Below are 17,259 nucleotides of genomic sequence, written 5' to 3' on the forward strand. Positions count from 1 at the left end.
GCTGGCGTTACAAAATGCTCAACGGGTAACTGATGATCACCCGATGCTCATCGCTGTCACGCTGGGTGGTCACTTCGGTGCGCAATGAGGCATGGCGCAAGGCGATGCTCAGGTTCTTCAGCGGGCCTTGCTGGAACACATAGCTCACGGTCAGGTTGCGTTCCCACTCGCTCTTGTCACCCGTTGGCGTGCGGATGTTCGAGCCACTTTCGTACATGCCCATAAAGCTCAGGCCTGGCACGCCGACCGTGGCGAAGTCATAGCCGTAACGCACCTGCCAGGTGGTTTCCCCGGCGCGCTGGAATTTGCCGATCATCGACTCGGTCATGAAGTAGGCCGTGGAACCGTCACCCTGGTTCAGCCACACCGCATCGCTGTCGCCGCTGACCTGTTGCAGGCCGGCGGCAATCGTATGGCCGTCGACCAGGTAAGTGAACAGGGCGCTGCTCAGGCGGCTGTCGACCTTGCCCTTGATCACGCCGTCGCCGTAGTAGCCGAAGGTGTAAAACGCCGGGTCGTTGCCGTTGGCGCCGTCGGAGCGGTTATCGAAGTGGCGCAGGTCGGTGCGCAGGGTGCCCGGGCCGATCTGCCAGTCGTACTTGAGGCCCAGGAAGTTCTGCTTGTAGAAGTCCTGCAGGTTGCCATAGTAGTACTGCAACGTCAGGTCTTTGGTGGGTTTGTAGTCGACGCCGCCGTAGTAGAACTTGTTGACGAACTCACCGCTGACCGCGTTGTTGGCGCCCGGGATCGACATGCCCATCTGGTTGCTCGAACCACGGCCTTTCACGTGTTCCAGCTGGCCGAGGGTGAAGGTGAAATGGTCCAGGTCCTTGGACTGCACCTGTCCGCCGTTGAAGGTCTGTTGCAGCATGCGGTCGGTGGACATCACCACCGGCAGCATGGGCACCAGGGTCCCGTATTTCAGCTCGGTCCGGGCAAAGCGCGCCTTGGCGGTCAGGCCCAGGCTGCCGAACTGGTCCACCGCGCGGCCATCGTGATCGGTGGGGAACACGTTGCCGTTGAACGCAGTGCTTTGCGGGTTGTAGTGACGGCCCTTGCCGGAGTCCAGGCGCACACCGAACATGCCGATGGCGTCGATGCCGAAGCCCACCGTGCCCTGGGTGAAACCCGACTCGAAGTTGGCGATAAAGCCCTGGCCCCATTCCTGGGTGTAGTTGGGGTCGGCCGCGCCGCTGCGGTTGTCGGCGTTACTGAAGAAGTTGCGGGCCAGCACGTTGAGCTTGCTGTCTTCCACCAGGCCGGCGGCGTAGCCCTGTTGGGCGATCAGCAGGCCACAAAGACCGGCGAGTACTGTTGGTGCGCGATTGAAAAGCTCCATCGGTGTCATCCCCATGTGTGTTTGGTTTTTTTGAGGGCAGTCAAAAGCGGCAGTGAAGGTTTTCTATTTGTTTTCAGGAGCAGGTGTTTCAGGAGCAACGGTGGCCGGCACGACATGCAGTCGCACCGGCGGCAAGCGGTACAGGATGAACAGCGCCAGCACGCCGATCCCGGCGCACAGCAACAGGCCTACGCCAACGGACTGCGCCAGGGCATCCCGGGCCAGGTTCAGCCACGGCGAGGCGTCGAGGTTGGCATGCAACAGCGTTTGCGGATCGGCGTACGCGGCAATGCCCTCGGCGTGATTCGCGGCGAGAAACACCCGCTGCACATTGGCGCTGTACAGCAGGTTGACCAGCACCCCCATGCCCGCAGTGCCGAGCAGCCCGCCGACCAGGCGCAGGGACTGGGTCAGCGCCGTGGCAATCCCCAGGAACTGCCGTTCGGCCAGGGTCTGGGTGAAGACCGTGAGGTTGAGCAGGATAAATCCCAGCCCCAGGCCGGCCAGCAGGATCAAACCGAGCAGCAGGTTGAACGCGGCCCCGCGCCCGACCACCGCCAGGCCCAGGCACGCCAGCAGCAGTGCGACAAAGCCTGCCAGAGGCAAATGGTTGGGGTTGCGCAAACGGGTCACGATGCGGCTGTTGACGATGGCCCCCAAGGTGATGCTCAACGCCAGCGGCGTGATCAACAGGCCGGCGTCCTGGGGCGAGTAGCCGTAGGCGCCTTGCAGCAACAGCGGCAGGTAGAACAACAGCGAAAACATGATCGCGCCGGCCGCCACCGACAGTGCGAACAACCATCGCAGGCTCGGCAAACTGAACAGCGCCGCCGGCAACAGCGCATGGGGGCAACGCCGCTCCCAATGCCACAGCGCGCTGATCGCGGCCATGCAGCCCAGGCCCAGGGCGGCGCTCAACGCCAGGCTCGAATGCCCCAGCCACTCCACAAATAGCTGCAGGCTGCCCAGGGCCAGAGCGATCAATAGCGCGCCGGGCCAGTCCAGGCGAATGCCGCTGCGCTGCTGCGGGCGGTACCAGGGCAGAAAGCGCCAGGCGATCAACAGCGCCAGGCACCCCAGGGGCAGGTTGAGGTAGAACACCGAGCGCCAGCCAAAGGCGCCGGTCAGGTAACCCCCCAGGCCCGGGCCGATGGCATTGACCACGCTGAACAGCGCACTCAAGAGCATTTGCCAGCGCAGGCGTTGACGGGTATCGGGAAACAGTTCGGGAATGCAGGCGAACGCGGTGCCGATCAGCATGCCGCCGCCCACGCCTTGCAAGGCGCGGCCGATCACCAGCACCCGCATGTCATCGGCCACGGCGCAGGCCAGGGAGGCCAGGGTGAAAATCAACGTGGCGGCGAGCACGAACGGCTTGCGCCCGTAGTAATCCCCCAGCCGCCCGAAAATCGGAATGGTGACGATGGACGCCAACAGGTAACCGGTGGCCACCCACGCGTAGAGTTCAAATCCATCGAGTTCGGCGACGATGCTCGGCAAGGCGTTGCCGATCACCGTCTGGTCGAGTGCCGAGAGCATCAGCACCAGGGAGATGCCGAGCATGGCCAGCAAGGCTTGCTGGAAACTCAAGGGCGGGTGGGCTGCCACGGTCATGGTCGGCCCTCAGCGCAACGCGGTGACGGCGGTGGCGATGCGTGCACAGCCCTGGTCGAGAGTAGCGATCGCGGTGGCGATCGACATACGGAAAAACGGCGCCAGGCCATACGCCGTGCCGGCCACCACCGCCACGCCCTGGCTTTCCAGCAGGTACATCACGACGTCGCTGTCGGTGTGCAGCACCTTGCCCTCGGGCGTGGTTTTACCCAGCAGGCCAGCGCAATTCACATATAGGTAGAACGCACCATCGGGCTTGCGGCAACTGAGGCCGGGAATGGCATTGAGCAGCTCCAGGCAGCGGTCGCGGCGTTGCTGGTAGACCAACACGCTTTGCTTGACGAAGCTCTGGTCGCCGTTGAGCGCTTCCACCGCCGCTGCCTGGCTGATCGAGCAGGCGTTGCTGGTGGACTGCGATTGCAGGGTGGCCATGGCGCCGATCAGGTCGGCGGGGCCGGCGGCGTAACCGATGCGCCAGCCGGTCATGGCGTAGGTCTTGGACACGCCGTTGACCACCAGGCTGCGCTCGCTCAAGGCCGGCTCGATGGCGAGGATATGCGGGTTGTCCAGGCCGTCGAAACGGATGTGCTCGTAGATGTCATCGGTCATCAGCAGCACATGGGGATAGTCCAGCAGCACATCGGCCAGGGCGCGCAATTCGCTGTGGCTGTAGCTGGCGCCGGTGGGGTTGCTGGGGGAGTTGAGCAGCAGCCAGCGGGTACGCGGGGTGATCGCCGCGCGCAGCTGGCCTGGGGTCAGCTTGAAGCCGTTGTGTTCCGGGCAGGCGAGGGTTACGGGCTCGCCTTCGCAGGCCAGCACCATGTCCGGGTACGACACCCAGTACGGCGCCGGGATCAGCACCTCATCGCCGGCGCCGAGGGTGGCGGCGAAGGCGTTGAAGATCGCGCTTTTGGCGCCGCTGGTCACCAGCACCTGCTGGGCGGTGTAGATCAGGGCGTTTTCCCGTGCCAGCTTGTCGACGATGGCCTGGCGCAGCTCCGGGGTACCGGCGTTCTGGGTGTAGCGGGTTTCACCGCGCTCGATGGCGGCACTGGCGGCCTGGCGAATGTTGGGTGGCGTATCGAAATCCGGCTCGCCCACCACCAGGTTGATGATGGACTGGCCCTGGCGACGCAGCTCGTTGGCGCGGTCGGACGCGGCGCTGCTGGGCGATGGTTTGATGCGTTGCACACGGGCGGCGATGCGGGAGGCAGTCACGGGCGTTCCTCGTTGATGGCGTTGACAGGGGCCACAGTACGAGGCGCGGGGAAGGGCGCCATAAGATGAGTTCGTTCTGGTTTGATAGGCAGTGCTTATGGCTGGGGTTGCACTGTTGCGGTGCGTCCAGTCCTGGCTGCTCCGGGCGGGTGCCTTGGATGGAGGATCAGGGGCACCCATAGCAAAGCCTTATGGCTGGTTATACGGATGGCCTGTCTTTTGCAAACCTGCCAGGTGTACGCAAAACCAAATGTGGGAGGGGGCTTGCTCCCGATAGCAGTGTGTCAGTCACAGATGCGTCAACTGACACTGCCCCATCGGGAGCAAGCCCCCTCCCACATTTAAGGCATCACTTGTCCATTACATGAGCATCGCCATTTTGAACCTGCGCCGCCTGAAGTATTTCGTGAAACTGGTCGACATCGGCAGCATGACCCAGGCCGCCGATGTACTGCATGTGGCGCAACCGGCGTTGAGCCAACAACTGGCAACCCTGGAAGCCGAGCTGCAACAGCAGCTGTTGATTCGCACCAAGCGCGGCGTCACGCCGACCGAGGCGGGCAAGGTGTTGTATGGGCATGCGCAGATTATTTTGCGTCAGTGCGAGCAGGCCCAGAGCGATATCAATGCCACCGGCCAGGCGTTGTCCGGGCAGGTGTCGGTGGGGCTGGCGCCGGGTACTGCGGCGTCGGCGCTGTCGTTGCCGTTGCTGCGCACCGTGCGTGAGCGCCACCCTGGCATCCTGCTGTACCTCAATGAAAATTTCGGTACCACCTTGAGCGAGCTGATCATGAACGGCCGTATGGACATGGCCGTGCTGTATGGCGGGCGCGAGGTGCATGGCCTGAGTTTTGTCTCGCTGTTGCGCGAGCCGCTGTACCTGGTGAGTGCCGACCCGGCGATTGCCACGCGTGAAGAAGTGCCCCTGGCCGAACTGGCCGACATGGACATGCTGCTTCCGCGTCCCTACAACGTGATGCGTCGGCTGGTGGACGAAGCCTTCCTGCGCATCGGCCTGAGTGCGCGGGTGGTGGCCGAAATTGAATCCTCGACCACGCTGACCGCCGCCGTGGCTGACCATTTCGGCTCGACCATCCTGCCGGAGTCGTCGGCGCGGGTGATGGTGGCGGCCACTTCGGTGCACATGTGCCGCATCGTCGAACCCGAGGTGGAGGCGCCGCTGGCGCTGTGCCTGTCGGGGCATTTGCCGTTGTCGGTGCCGGCCCAGGCGGTCAAGGCGATCCTGCTGGAGCTGGTGGCGAAGATGCGTGGCAGCCTGATTTGAGCGGTCATAAGGTCGGCTTATCACCCCAAAGCCAAAGCGTCTTGGCCGCTTTTCGAGGGGCTCGGTAGATTGGGCCCATCCACTCAAGACACGCTCGACAGGCAGGGGCCATACATGGATTCAGCACGTATCAAGGGGTTGATGGATTTGCTGGCCGAATCCGATCTGCTGGAACTGAGCCTGACCGAAGGTGACAGCACGCTGCGGCTGTTCAAGCAGGCAGGTCAGGTGATCACCAGCGTCGCGCCGGCCGTGACCGCAGCGCCAACACCCGCAACCCCCGTGGCCAGCGCCGCCGTGGAGATCAAGGCCAGCCTCTATGGCGTCCTGCACCTGACGCCCGCCGTGGGTGAGGCGCCGTTCGTCAGCGTGGGCCAAGCGATCGAAGCCGGTCAGACCGTGGCGGTGATCGAGGCGATGAAGATGTTCCATCCGGTCAAGGCCAAGGTTGCCGGCAAGTTGGTTGAGATTCTTGCCCAGGCCGGCGTCGAAGTCGAAGCGGGCCAGGCCCTCTTCCGGCTCGGTTGACCCCCACGCGTATTCGTTATTCAGGTGAATTCAATGTTCGACAAAGTGCTGATCGCCAACCGTGGCGAAATCGCCCTGCGCATTGCGCGTGCCTGCCACGGCCTGGGTATCAAGACCGTGGCGGTGCACTCCGAAGCGGACCGCCATGCGCAGTATGTGCAAAACGCCGATGAGTCGCTGTGCATCGGTCCGGCCGCACCGGGCCTGAGCTACTTGAACCAGACGGCGCTGCTGTTTGCCGCCAGGGTCAGTGGTGCCCAGGCGATCCACCCCGGTTACGGGTTCCTGTCGGAAAACGCCGGGTTTGCCGAGCGCATCGAAGCGGCCGGGTTGACCTTTATCGGGCCGAGCGCCGCATGCATTCGCACCATGGGCGACAAGGTGGCAGCCAAGCGCGCCATGCGTGAAGCCGGTGTGCCGTGCGTGCCGGGGCCGGATTCGAGCATGCCGAGCGACGATGCGAGCATCCTCGCCATCGCCGCCGACATCGGTTACCCGGTGATCGTCAAGGCCGCCGGTGGCGGCGGCGGTCGCGGCATGCGCGTGGTGCAGGCAGAGGCCGAGTTGTTGGCGGCCATCGGTCTCACTCGCGAAGAAGCGCGGTTGGCGTTCGGCAACCCTGAACTGTATATCGAGAAATTCCTCGGCCACCCCCGGCACGTGGAAATCCAGGTGCTGTGTGATGCCCATGGCCATGCGATCTGGCTCGGCTGCCGCGACTGTTCCCTGCAACGCCGCCACCAGAAAGTCCTGGAAGAAGCGCCGGCGCCGGGCATCGATCCCGCGCTGATCGCCACGGTCGGCGAACGCTGCGCCGAGGCCTGCCGCCGCATCGGCTATCGCGGCGTGGGCACTTTCGAGTTTCTGTATGAGGACGGCGAGTTCTTCTTCATCGAGATGAACACGCGCCTGCAAGTGGAGCATCCGGTCACCGAGATGACCACCGGCATCGACATCGTCCAGCAGCAACTGCGCATGGCCCGCGGTGAAGTGCTCAGCGTGCGCCAGGAGGACGTTCAACTGAACGGCCACTCCCTGGAGTGCCGCATCAACGCCGAGGACCCGCTGACCTTTATGCCGACCCCCGGCCTGATCCAGCGTTGGGAAGTGCCCGGCGGCTTTGGTGTGCGGGTCGATTCCCATGTCACCACCGGCTACCGCGTGCCGCCGTACTACGACTCGATGGTGGCCAAGGTCATCACCCACGGCGCCACGCGCGAAGACGCCATGGCGCGCATGCGCCTGGCCCTGAGCGAGATGGTCGTGGAGGGCATCACCACCAACATTCCGTTGCACCGCGAGATTCTGGATGACCCGGCGTTCTGCGCCGGCGGCGTCGATATTCATCACCTGGAGCGCTGGTTGCAGCAAAGGAGTCCGACATGAACATCGCCCCTGTCATCAGCCTGCTGGGCTCCAGCGCCTTGCTCTTCGAGGCGCCGGGCGAACTGGACCTGGCCCCGCAGCAGCGCATCTGGCGCCTGGCCCTGCAAGCCGGCGAATGGCCCGAGATCCACGAAGCCGTGCCCGGCATGAACAACCTGATGCTCACCTTCCTCACGCCGCCCCGTGAACTGAACGGCCTGTGCCAGCGCCTGCTGGAAGCCTGGGAACAGAGCCAGCCGCTGCCTCTGGAGGGGCGCATTGTCGAATTGCCGGTGGTGTACGGCGGCGAGTTCGGCCCGCATATGGCGGACGTGATCGCCCACACCGGGTTGGATATCGAGACCATCGCCAACCTGCACTGCGAACCGCTGTACCCGGTGTACGCCCTGGGCAGCCACCCCGGTTATTGCTACCTCGGCGGCATGGACCCGCGCCTGGCCACGCCACGGCGCCAGGTGCCGGTGCTGACTATTGGGGCGGGCTCGGTGTCCATCGGCGGGGTGCAGACCGGGGTGTCCGCCTCGGCCGGCCCCAGCGGCTGGAACACCATCGGCCGCACTGAAATGGCGTTTTTCGACCCCGCCCAAACCCCGCCCGCGATCTTGCGGCCGGGTGATTTCCTGCGCTTGCGCATCGAGAGGATCATTCGATGATCGAGATTTTATCGGCCACCGCCCTGGCCACCGTGCAGGACTTCGGCCGCTTCGGCAGCCTGGGTTATGGCGTGGGCACATCGGGCGCCATGGACCACCTGGCCCTGGCCTTGGGCAACCTGTTGCTGGGCAATCCCGAAGACGCCGCCGCGATTGAAATACCGCTGTTCCCGTTCGAGGTACGGCTGCTGCAGGACTGTGCCTTTGCGGTGACCGGCGCCGCTTGCGACGCCACCCTGGACGGCCAGCCCTTGCCACCGAACTGGGTGTGCCAGGGCCGCGAAGGCCAGGTCTTGAGCCTGGGCTATCCGACGTCTGGCAGCCGTGCCTATCTGTGTTTGGCGGGCGGGGTGGATGTGCCGTCGGTGCTGGGTTCGCGCAGCACTCAATTGCGCGGCGAGTTCGGTGGCCTCGACGGCCGCGCCCTGCAACAGGGTGATCGGCTGGGGGCACTGCACCCCGGTATCAGCCCGTTGCCGCTGGATGTTGGGGTGCTGGCGCCAGGCCTGGCGCTGCCGTTGCAGGTTGATGGGGTGCCTGCCATGCGCGTGTTGCCCGCCGCCGAATACGAGCGCTTCCAGGAGGCCTCCCGCGCGGCGTTCTGGGCCGGTGAATGGAAGATCACCACCCAGAGCAATCGCTACGGCTACCGAATGGAAGGCCAGCCGCTGCTGCCCATTGCACCGATGGAAATTCGCTCCCACGGCATCGTGCCGGGGGTGATCCAGGTGCCCCACGGCGGCCAGCCCATCATCCAGATGCGTGACGCCCAGCCCAGCGGCGGCTACCCCAAGTTCGGCAGTGTGATCGAGGCCGACCTGTGGCGCCTGGGCCAGGCGCCCATCGGCGGCAAGGTGCGCTTTATCGAGTGCAGCTACCTGGAGGCCGTCGAGGCCCTGGAAACCAATCGCGCGTATCTGCGGGAAGTCAGCCGCCTGCTGGAACTGCACCGTGAAGGAGTGAAAGCATGACCCTTGAGGAAATTCGCCAATTGGCGCTGTGGCTCAAGGAGCACCACCTGGCCGGTGCCGAAATGAGCCGCCCCGGTGTGCACCTGACGCTCAAGCGCGGCGCCTCGGCCGGCGCTGTTGCGGCGCCTGCCGTGGCCGTGGTTGAAGACCAGGTGCTGCGCACCACCGGCCTGGGCCGCTTGCTGCTGACCCATCCCCAACTGGATCAACCGTTCGTGGCGGTGGGCGATCAGCTCAGCGCCGGGCAACTGGTCGCGCTGCTGCAAGTGGGTGAGTTGCTGTTGCCCTTGCGCGCGCCCCGCGCCGCACGGGTCGTCGATGTGCGCGTGCCGTGCGGCACCACCGTCGGCTACGGCGAAGCCTTCCTTGGTGTGGAGTACCCCGCATGAAGATTGATTTGAACGCCGACCTCGGCGAAGGCTTCGGCCCGTGGCGCATGGGCGAGGATGAGGCGCTGATGCACCTGATTTCATCGGCCAATGTCGCCTGCGGTTTCCATGCCGGCGACCCGTTGATCATGGACAACACGGTGCGCCTGGCCAAGGCCGGCGGCATCGACCTGGGGGCGCATGTGGGCTTCCCGGACCTGATGGGCTTTGGCCGTCGGCAGATGAACATCGAGATCAAGGAACTCGCCGCCCATGTGATCTACCAGCTCGGCGCGCTCGCCGGGATCGCGGCGGTCAACGGCCATCCCATGACCCATATGAGCTTCCACGGCGCCCTGGGCAATATGGCCGCCGCCGATGCGGCGCTGGCGGAGCCGTTGGTGCGGGCGGTGGCGGCGTTTGACCCGACGCTGATCATCAGCTCCTCCAGCAGCCGCGCCATCGAGGGCGCGGCCGAGAAGTGCGGCCTGCGCGTCGCCACCACGTTTCTCGCCGACCGCGCCTATGACGACGATTGCCTGCTGGTGCCGCGCAAGGTCGACGGTTCGGTGATCAAGGAGCCGGCAGCGGTGCTGCGCCGGGTGCGGCAGTTACTGGAGGAGGGCACCGTGACCGCCCTCAGCGGCAAGGTGCTGCGGGTGCCGACCCATTCGATCCTGCTGCATGGCGACACCCCCGGCGCGGTCGAACTGGCGCGCACCATTCGCGCCGAAATCGAGCAACTGGGCGGTCGCATCACGCCGATTTCCCAGCTGCTGGCCGCGTCATAAGCAGGCCTTATCGCCACACAACCATTGCGTCTTGGTCCAGCGCCCGAAGGCTGGATAGAGTCGAACCATAACCCGTAGCACAAGGACCACCCCATGCCATTTTCCGACTACAAAACCGCGCTGGTCACCGGAGCTTCCTCCGGCATCGGCGCCGCCGTTGTCGAGCGCCTGTGCCAGGAAGGCGTGCAGGTGCATGCCCTGGCCCGCAGCGCCGACAAGTTGCAGGAACTGGCGGCCAGGACCGGCTGCATCGCCCATGCCGTCGATGTCACCGACCTTGCCGGGCTGACCAGACTGTTCGCCGAAAACACCTTCGACATCCTGGTCAACAACGCTGGCGTCGACAAGCCTGGCTCCCTGCTCAAGGCCGACGCCGACGGCATCGACCTGCTGATCGATGTCAACCTGCGCGCCGTGCTGCACCTGGCGCGCCTGGCGCTGCCGGGCATGGTCGAGCGCGACTGCGGGCACATCATCAACATCAGTTCGATTGCGGCGGCCTACAACTTTGGCGGCAACTCCACCTACCACGCGACCAAGGCCGCCGTGAGCATGCTTTCGCGCCAGTTGCGCATCGATGCGTTCGGCAAGCGCGTGCGGGTCACCGAGATCTGCCCGGGTCGGGTCGCCACGGATATTTTTGCCCACGTGCACGGCGATTCCGAAGCCACCTACAAGCGCTTCGTCGAGGGCTTTGAATTGCCCCAGGCCGAGGACATCGCCAATGCCATCGCCTTCGCGATTGCCGCGCCGATTGCGGTCAACATCGGGCACATGGAAATCACCCCGACCTTGCAGGTGCCGGGCGGGCTTTCCACCGCCCGGCCCCAGGACTACCAGGGCTGAATCCGAGCCCCGGCAAAAGAACGGATCGATCCGTCAGCGCTGCATCCCGCCACGGCCACGCCGGGTGATTTTGATTTCTGCCCTAGCCCAATGCCGATAGGGATTGACCATGAAGCAAGACTTCGATTTGGCCGCGATTCTGCAAGGCGAGTATGCCGAGCTGATCGTCAAGGGCATCGAAATGACCTTGCAGCTGGCGCTGTTCGCCTGGCTGCTGGCGATGCTGCTGGCGCTGACACTGGTCACGGTGCGCCTGACCGGTAACACGCTGGCCGACCGCCTGGTGGCGGGGTATGTGTCGTACCACCGCAATGTGCCGACCCTGGTGCAACTGATGCTGTGGTACTTCGGCGTGCCGACGCTGCTTGGCGAGTCCACGCAACTGTGGCTGGCCAACCACAACACTGAATACCTGTTCTCGGTGATCGCCCTGGGCCTGTGCCAGGCTGCGTATTTCTGTGAAGACATGCGCAGCGGCCTGCGCGCCATTCCCGCCGGGCAGACCGAAGCGTCCAGGGCCCTGGGCCTGGGCTACGTGCGTTCGATGCGCTACGTGATCCTGCCCCAGGGCGTGCGCAACTGCCTGCCGTCGCTGATCAACCACACCGTGCTGCTGTTCAAGAACACCAGCCTGGCGATGGCGATCGGCGTGATGGAACTGACCTACGCCAGCCGCGAAGTGGAGAACTACACGTTCCGCACCTTTGAGTCGTACCTGGTGGCCACGGTTTTCTACCTGGTGTTTTCACTGCTGCTGATGGGCGCCGGGGCATTGCTCGCCCGTCACTTCAGCAAAGCCCTGGCGAGGTAGACCGCGATGTTCGATATGTTTTCAATCGTGCAGCAGAACTGGACGCTGTTCCTGATCGGCCAATACCCCCACGGCCCGCTGGGTGGCCTGGTCAGTACCCTGATCCTGGCGGCGCTGGCGTTGCTGCTGGCGTTCCCGTTCGGCCTGCTGCTGGCCTTGGCGCGGGTGTCGCCGTGGAAGGGCTTGTACTGGGTCGCGACAGTGTGGGTCTATGTGCTGCGTGGCATCCCGTTGCTGATGGTGATCTTCTGGACCTACTTCCTGGTGCCGTTGCTGATCGGCCATAACATCACCGGCTTCATGACCATGCTCTGCACCCTGGTGATCTACCAGAGCGCCTACCTGTGCGAAATCATTCGCGGCGGCATCCAGGCGCTGCCGGCCGGGCAGTACGAGGCGTCCCGCGCCCTGGGCCTGGGCTATGTGCGCACCACGGTCTGGGTGATCCTGCCCCAGGCGCTGTACAACGCGCTGCCGAGCCTGATCAGCCAGTTCATCTCGATCATCAAGGAAACCTCCCTGGGCTACGTGATCAACGTGCAGGAAGTGACCTTCGCCGCCAACCAGGTCAACAACCAGCTGCTGACCAAGCCGTTCCAGGTGTTTTTCATCCTGGCGATCATCTACTACCTGCTGTGTTTCGGCCTGACCCGCCTGGCCGGTTGGGTGGAGCAACGCATTGCCCGCAAGCGCCTGGGCGATGGCGGGCAAACCGTGGCGGGCGGTCCGTTGCTGACCACCGATAATTGAAGAGGGCTGCGCTCATGCATCCAATGATCATGTTTTCGAAAATCAATAAATGGTACGGCGAGTACCAGGCGCTTACCGACATCACCGCCGAGGTGCAACCCGGTGAAGTGGTGGTGCTGTGCGGCCCCTCGGGTTCTGGCAAGTCGACGCTGATCCGCACGGTCAACCGCCTGGAAGACATCCAGGCCGGCCAGATCCTGTTCGATGGCCAGGACGTGCACGGCACCGACGCGCAGATCAACCGCCTGCGCAGCCGCGTGGGGTTTGTGTTCCAGAGCTTCAACCTGTTCCCGCACCTGTCGGTGCTGGAAAACATCACCCTGGCGCCGAACAAGCTGCGCAACCTCAAGGGCGCCGCTGCCAAACAAAAGGCCATGGAATTGCTCGACCGCGTCGGCCTGGCCCATAAGGCCGGTGCTTACCCGGCGCAGTTGTCCGGCGGCCAACAGCAGCGCGTGGCGATTGCCCGGGCATTGGCGATGGAACCGCCGGTGATGCTGTTCGACGAGCCCACCAGCGCCCTCGACCCGGAAATGGTCGGTGAAGTGCTGAGCGTGATGAAGGGCCTGGCCAAGGACGGCATGACCATGATGTGCGTGACCCACGAGATGAACTTCGCCCGCGAAGTGGCCGACACCATCTGGTTTATGGACGCGGGGCAGATTCTGGAAAAGAGCAGCCCCGATGCGTTCTTCACCCAGCCTTCGCACCCGCGAGCGCAACGTTTTATCGCCGACCTGCGGGCCCATTGAGCTGCGGCGGCTTTGCTCCCTCTGCCATTTTTGCTGGTCCAACTTTCTGGAGATTTCCCATGGGTATGAAGCATCTGTTTACCGCACTGGCATTGGGGCCATTGGCGATCGCCGTCGCACAGGCCGACCAGTTGAGCGACATCCTGGCCAAGCAGTCCCTGAGCTGCGGCGTCTACGCCGACGTGCCGCCATTCTCCGCGCCGGACCCGAAAACCCGCGAGTTGGTGGGCATGGACGTGGACCTGTGCAAGGCCCTGGCCAAGACCATGGGCGTGGCCCTGGAACTCAAGCCGCTGTCGGTTGAAGCGCGGATTCCCGAAGTGAAAATGGGTCGCGTCGACGTGATCTTCGCCAACCTGGCCTACACCAAGACCCGCGCCGAACAGATCCAGTTCAGCGACCCGTACTACATCGCCAAGGAAACCCTGGTGGTGCGCGCGGCGAATGCCGACCAGCCGAAAAGCTTCTTCAAGGACAAGCGCATCAGCTCCACCAAGGGCTCCACCTCCGAGCAGTCGATACGCCTTGCCGGGGCCACCCCGGTGACCTTCCAGGACACCGGCTCGGCCTACATGGCGTTGCAACAGAACAAGGTGGTGGGCCTGGTGACCAACACCATGACCGCGCTGAAACTGGTCAACCAGGCCAAGGCCAGTGGTGTCGAACTGGCCTTGGCCAAGGAGCCGATGGCCCTGGAACCCATTGGCGCCGGTATGCGCCGCGATGAGCCGGCGTTTCTGGCCAAGGTCAATGAGTCGTTGATGGCGATGGAGAAGGCAGGGGAGATCGATGCGATCTGGGACCGCTGGATCGGCCCGAACACCGAATACAAGATGGTCCGCGAGGACAAGGTGCAGAGCTTGAGCGCATTGAAGTTCGAGCCGTTGCCGTAAGCGCCGGCGGTTGTGAAAAAGCCCGCCGTGGGTGATGCACGGCGGGCTGTTTTTTTACGGTGTTCTGTACTGGGGGCGCAGGGCCTCATCAATCATCCAGTGCGGTTGGCCGGGCCTGACGCATGTACCGCCCACCCAGCGTTCGTGGCTGGCATGGTCGAGCCAGTACGCCTGTCCGTTGAGCACGCTATGGCCCAAGGGGGTCAGCGACAACGTGCGGCGGGGCCAGTCCAGATGCATCTCGGTTTCCGTCAGCAACGGCTGCTCGCCATCGATCAACGGCCGCAACAGCGCATGAAACATCATGTCCCCGAGGAACGGCAGCGGGTCGCGCCTGGCCATCAGCTCGGCGAACACACGGCCAAACGGCAGCGGCCCGGCTTCGGCGAGGTAGGTCAGGGCCAGGCGTTCGGTCAGCGACAGGCCGTCCTGGGTGCCCGGCAACTCCTGTAATTGACGCAACAGCGCCGGCGCCAGCAACGGCAGGGCCGGGTGTTGGCCATGGGCAAGCGCCGCCAGCCGGGTCGGTGAGCTGTCGCAATAGGCCGACCAGGCCTGTTTGGCCAGGTGCACGGCATCGTCACCGATGAGGCGCCGCTGTGGCCAGAGCCACGCCAATACATCCGGCGCCAGTTGGCCGATACCGATAAAACGCTCGACACCGGGAATACGATCCACCTCGATCAGCTCCAGCTTGGGCGGTGCCTGCTCCAGGCCGGCCAGGGCACGGATCAGGAACAACTGGTCATAGGCGTCCGCCTCGCACCACAGCACGCTGTGCTCGGCACTGGCCAAGGTTTCCAGCTGATCGTATTCATCGTCGACGCGGCGCGTGACGTCCGCTAAGGGCAGAGCAAAGGCCTGGCTGATGAACGCGCTGCGCAGGGCGCGGAATTCTGCGGCGGGGACGTCGCGCACCGGGCCCATGCACAGCGGGTCGGTGAGCATCTGGAAGCGGCCCTTGAACCCGGCCACCTGGAGGCTGTGGGCAATGTCATTGCCGCAGCGCCAGTGGGTGGTGCGTGCTTCGTCGCTGGCGGCAAAGTCGGGATGGCGGGCGGCGAAGTCAATGGCGTCGACATGGGCCTTGAGCTTGGGCCAACTGCTGAAGCCCAGTTGCCTGGCGATCTGCCATTGGGCTTGGGACAGGGTGGCGCCGGGGTCCTGGGCTTTCAGCTGGCGCAACAGTTCCTTGGCGCGCTTGCGCTGCTGCTCAAGGTTGAGACGGCCATCGGTGTTGGAGGATACGGGGCGTTGCGACATACGATCTCCTTGCACAAACCTTTTCCGCTTTAAGGTTGGGAGTCGTAGAAATGAGGTAGAGCTTCATTGTCCTGGGCGCAGCCCTTTCCGCGGAAGGTGGCGTAGAGAGCGCCAGGCGGGAAATATAGGCACTGCGGCGTTTGATTGCAAATCGGGCTTGGGATCGAAGCCGTACTCCTTTTTTGGGGGGGACGGGATTAAATGTGGGAGGGGGATTTGCCCTCATGCCAGTCAGTGAAGACGTAGAAAGGGGAAAAAGTAACCTGTGGTGAGGGAACAAGCTCTTATCAAGATTAAAATAACTCACTGATTTTAAAGGGATAAAATTTCACGCTGAAGTCTTGAGTCCTGCATAAATAATTTCAGGCGAGCGCATTCTTGTGGTGAGCGGGCTTGTCGAATCGTCGCACCGCCCGCGTTGGGCTGCGCAGCAGCCCCAAAAACAGGCGCAGAGGAGTGTCTGATACACCACATTTGTCTCCATCAGGGGCGCTTCGCACCCCAACGCGGGCGGTGCGACGATTCGACAAGCCCGCTCGCCACAGAGGTCCCAGTTTGCTGCGCGACAGCGCTACGTCGAAGAGGTAGTGGCACCTCCCTCGCCACAGGTACGCTGTTCTGGATTATTTGTCCTTGCGTGCATCCATGGTCTTCTGGTGCTCGGCCAGGAACGGCCGTTCTGCCGGGTCGAAGCGATCAATCCCGGCAGTAAAACGATGCCAGTACGGGTACAACGGTTGGCGCCGTGTCACCGCTTCAATACGCGAGAACTGTTCATCGGTGAGTTTCAATTCCGTGGCCGCCAGGTTGTCACGCAGATGCGCTTCCGTGCGGGCGCCGACGATCAGCGAGGTAATTCCCGGACGGTCCTTGAGCCAGGCCAGGCAGGTGCGCGCCACTGACACGCCCTGTTCATCGCCCACGGCGGCGAGGGTCTCGATGATGTCCAGCGCACGTTCCTGGTCATGCACGTAGGGTTCGGGCCAGCCGCTGCCCTGACGGGTATTGGCCGGTGGCTGCTGCCCGCGCCGGGTGGAACCGGTCAGCAGGCCTTCGCCCATCGGCCCCCACACCAGCGTCCCCACGTGCTGGTCCAGGGCCAGGGGCAGTAACTCGTACTCGGCCTCGCGGGATTCCGGGGTGTAGTAGATCTGCTGGGTGATGGGCTTGAGCATGCCGTGCAATTCGGCCTTGCCGAGGGTTTTCATCATCTGCCAGGCGGTGAAGTTGCTGGTGCCAAAGTAGCGGATCTTGCCTGAGCCAACCAACAGCCGCAGGGCTTCGAGGGTTTCCTCGATGGGGGTCATGCCGTCCCAATTGTGCAATTGGTAGAGGTCGATATGGTCGGTGCCCAGGCGCTTCAAGCTCGCTTCGCACGCGCGAATCAGGTGATAGCGCGACGAGCCTGAGTTGTTCGGGTTGTTGTCCACGGGGCTACGGCCCTTGGTGGCCAGCAGGATATCGTTGCGCTTGTCGCCCAAGGCTTTGCCGACCACTTCTTCGGCCAGTCCGTGGGAGTAGAGGTCGGCGGTGTCGACCATATTCACCCCGGCGTCGAACGCGATATCGAACATGCGCCTGGCCTGGGGCACGTCTACCGATCCGCATTTTTCAAACTCGGCGCGACCGCCAAAGGGCACGGTGCCGAGGATGATTTCGGATACCAGCAGGCCCGAATGGCCCAGTTGTCGGTATTGCATGTCGTCTCCTACTTAACGTTGAACCTGAAGTTCTGAACGACGTGGGTGGCGATAGTTTGAATTTTTTCATGAAAACTTCCCGCGCCTGCCG

17 protein-coding genes are annotated in these 17,259 nt (G+C 63.8%); 12 read left to right on the plus strand and 5 right to left on the minus strand.

Annotation, left to right across the window (positions count from 1 at the left end):
* Window positions 1-7 precede the first annotated feature (7 nt).
* From C8K58_RS19905 to C8K58_RS19915, 3 genes are all read right to left on the minus strand, one after another.
* Window positions 8-1,339 (minus strand): OprD family porin, encoded by a 1,332-nt coding sequence (locus tag C8K58_RS19905; RefSeq protein WP_098479078.1) that lies wholly within the window; start codon window positions 1,337-1,339, stop codon window positions 8-10.
* A 63-nt stretch (window positions 1,340-1,402) separates the two neighbouring features.
* Window positions 1,403-2,953, minus strand: a complete 1,551-nt coding sequence (locus C8K58_RS19910; protein WP_092354727.1) for an MFS transporter — start codon at window positions 2,951-2,953, stop codon at window positions 1,403-1,405.
* 9 nt (window positions 2,954-2,962) lie between these two features.
* Window positions 2,963-4,171 (minus strand): aspartate transaminase, encoded by a 1,209-nt coding sequence (locus tag C8K58_RS19915; protein ID WP_092354723.1) that lies wholly within the window; start codon window positions 4,169-4,171, stop codon window positions 2,963-2,965.
* Between the two features lie 379 nt (window positions 4,172-4,550).
* Here C8K58_RS19915 and nac point away from each other — a divergent pair, with 379 nt between their 5' ends.
* From nac to C8K58_RS19975, 12 genes are all read left to right on the plus strand, one after another.
* On the plus strand, window positions 4,551-5,456 hold the full coding sequence (gene nac, locus C8K58_RS19920) for a nitrogen assimilation transcriptional regulator NAC (protein WP_027608096.1): 906 nt from the start codon (window positions 4,551-4,553) through the stop codon (window positions 5,454-5,456).
* 114 nt (window positions 5,457-5,570) lie between these two features.
* Complete coding sequence (locus C8K58_RS19925) at window positions 5,571-5,984, plus strand: acetyl-CoA carboxylase biotin carboxyl carrier protein subunit (protein WP_108574174.1); 414 nt, start codon at window positions 5,571-5,573, stop codon at window positions 5,982-5,984.
* Between the two features lie 33 nt (window positions 5,985-6,017).
* Window positions 6,018-7,370: an acetyl-CoA carboxylase biotin carboxylase subunit gene (gene accC / locus C8K58_RS19930; RefSeq protein ID WP_098479082.1), complete on the plus strand. Its 1,353-nt coding sequence runs from the start codon at window positions 6,018-6,020 to the stop codon at window positions 7,368-7,370.
* Window positions 7,367-8,023, plus strand: coding sequence for a 5-oxoprolinase subunit PxpB (gene pxpB / locus C8K58_RS19935; RefSeq protein ID WP_092354714.1), 657 nt, complete (start codon window positions 7,367-7,369; stop codon window positions 8,021-8,023). The genes accC and pxpB overlap by 4 nt, the downstream gene beginning before the upstream one ends.
* Window positions 8,020-8,994 (plus strand): biotin-dependent carboxyltransferase family protein, encoded by a 975-nt coding sequence (locus C8K58_RS19940; protein ID WP_108574175.1) that lies wholly within the window; start codon window positions 8,020-8,022, stop codon window positions 8,992-8,994. Before pxpB ends, C8K58_RS19940 begins: the two co-directional genes overlap by 4 nt.
* On the plus strand, window positions 8,991-9,383 hold the full coding sequence (locus tag C8K58_RS19945) for an acetyl-CoA carboxylase (protein ID WP_027608101.1): 393 nt from the start codon (window positions 8,991-8,993) through the stop codon (window positions 9,381-9,383). The genes C8K58_RS19940 and C8K58_RS19945 overlap by 4 nt, the downstream gene beginning before the upstream one ends.
* Window positions 9,380-10,153 (plus strand): LamB/YcsF family protein, encoded by a 774-nt coding sequence (locus C8K58_RS19950; protein WP_108574176.1) that lies wholly within the window; start codon window positions 9,380-9,382, stop codon window positions 10,151-10,153. Before C8K58_RS19945 ends, C8K58_RS19950 begins: the two co-directional genes overlap by 4 nt.
* 93 nt (window positions 10,154-10,246) lie before the next feature.
* Complete coding sequence (locus tag C8K58_RS19955; protein WP_092354708.1) at window positions 10,247-10,999, plus strand: SDR family oxidoreductase; 753 nt, start codon at window positions 10,247-10,249, stop codon at window positions 10,997-10,999.
* 109 nt (window positions 11,000-11,108) lie between these two features.
* Window positions 11,109-11,810, plus strand: a complete 702-nt coding sequence (locus C8K58_RS19960) for an amino acid ABC transporter permease (protein WP_027608104.1) — start codon at window positions 11,109-11,111, stop codon at window positions 11,808-11,810.
* 6 nt (window positions 11,811-11,816) lie between these two features.
* Window positions 11,817-12,560, plus strand: a complete 744-nt coding sequence (locus C8K58_RS19965) for an amino acid ABC transporter permease (RefSeq protein ID WP_092354705.1) — start codon at window positions 11,817-11,819, stop codon at window positions 12,558-12,560.
* Between the two features lie 23 nt (window positions 12,561-12,583).
* Window positions 12,584-13,312: an amino acid ABC transporter ATP-binding protein gene (locus tag C8K58_RS19970; protein WP_169899070.1), complete on the plus strand. Its 729-nt coding sequence runs from the start codon at window positions 12,584-12,586 to the stop codon at window positions 13,310-13,312.
* Between the two features lie 59 nt (window positions 13,313-13,371).
* Window positions 13,372-14,205, plus strand: a complete 834-nt coding sequence (locus tag C8K58_RS19975; RefSeq protein WP_098479085.1) for an ABC transporter substrate-binding protein — start codon at window positions 13,372-13,374, stop codon at window positions 14,203-14,205.
* A 54-nt stretch (window positions 14,206-14,259) separates the two neighbouring features.
* Here the strand turns inward: C8K58_RS19975 and C8K58_RS19980 are convergent, their stop codons facing one another.
* Both C8K58_RS19980 and C8K58_RS19985 read right to left on the minus strand, forming a co-directional pair.
* A complete protein-coding gene (locus C8K58_RS19980; protein ID WP_108574177.1) occupies window positions 14,260-15,468 on the minus strand; it encodes a DUF1835 domain-containing protein in 1,209 nt (402 codons plus the stop codon).
* Window positions 15,469-16,091: 623 nt separating this feature from the next.
* Window positions 16,092-17,168 carry an aldo/keto reductase gene (locus tag C8K58_RS19985; protein WP_092485758.1) on the minus strand — a complete coding sequence of 359 codons (1,077 nt, stop codon included), beginning with the start codon at window positions 17,166-17,168 and terminating at the stop codon, window positions 16,092-16,094.
* Window positions 17,169-17,259: the final 91 nt, after the last annotated feature.

Origin of the sequence: Pseudomonas sp. GV047, assembly GCF_003058245.1 — a bacterium.
Taxonomy (GTDB): domain Bacteria; phylum Pseudomonadota; class Gammaproteobacteria; order Pseudomonadales; family Pseudomonadaceae; genus Aquipseudomonas; species Aquipseudomonas marginalis.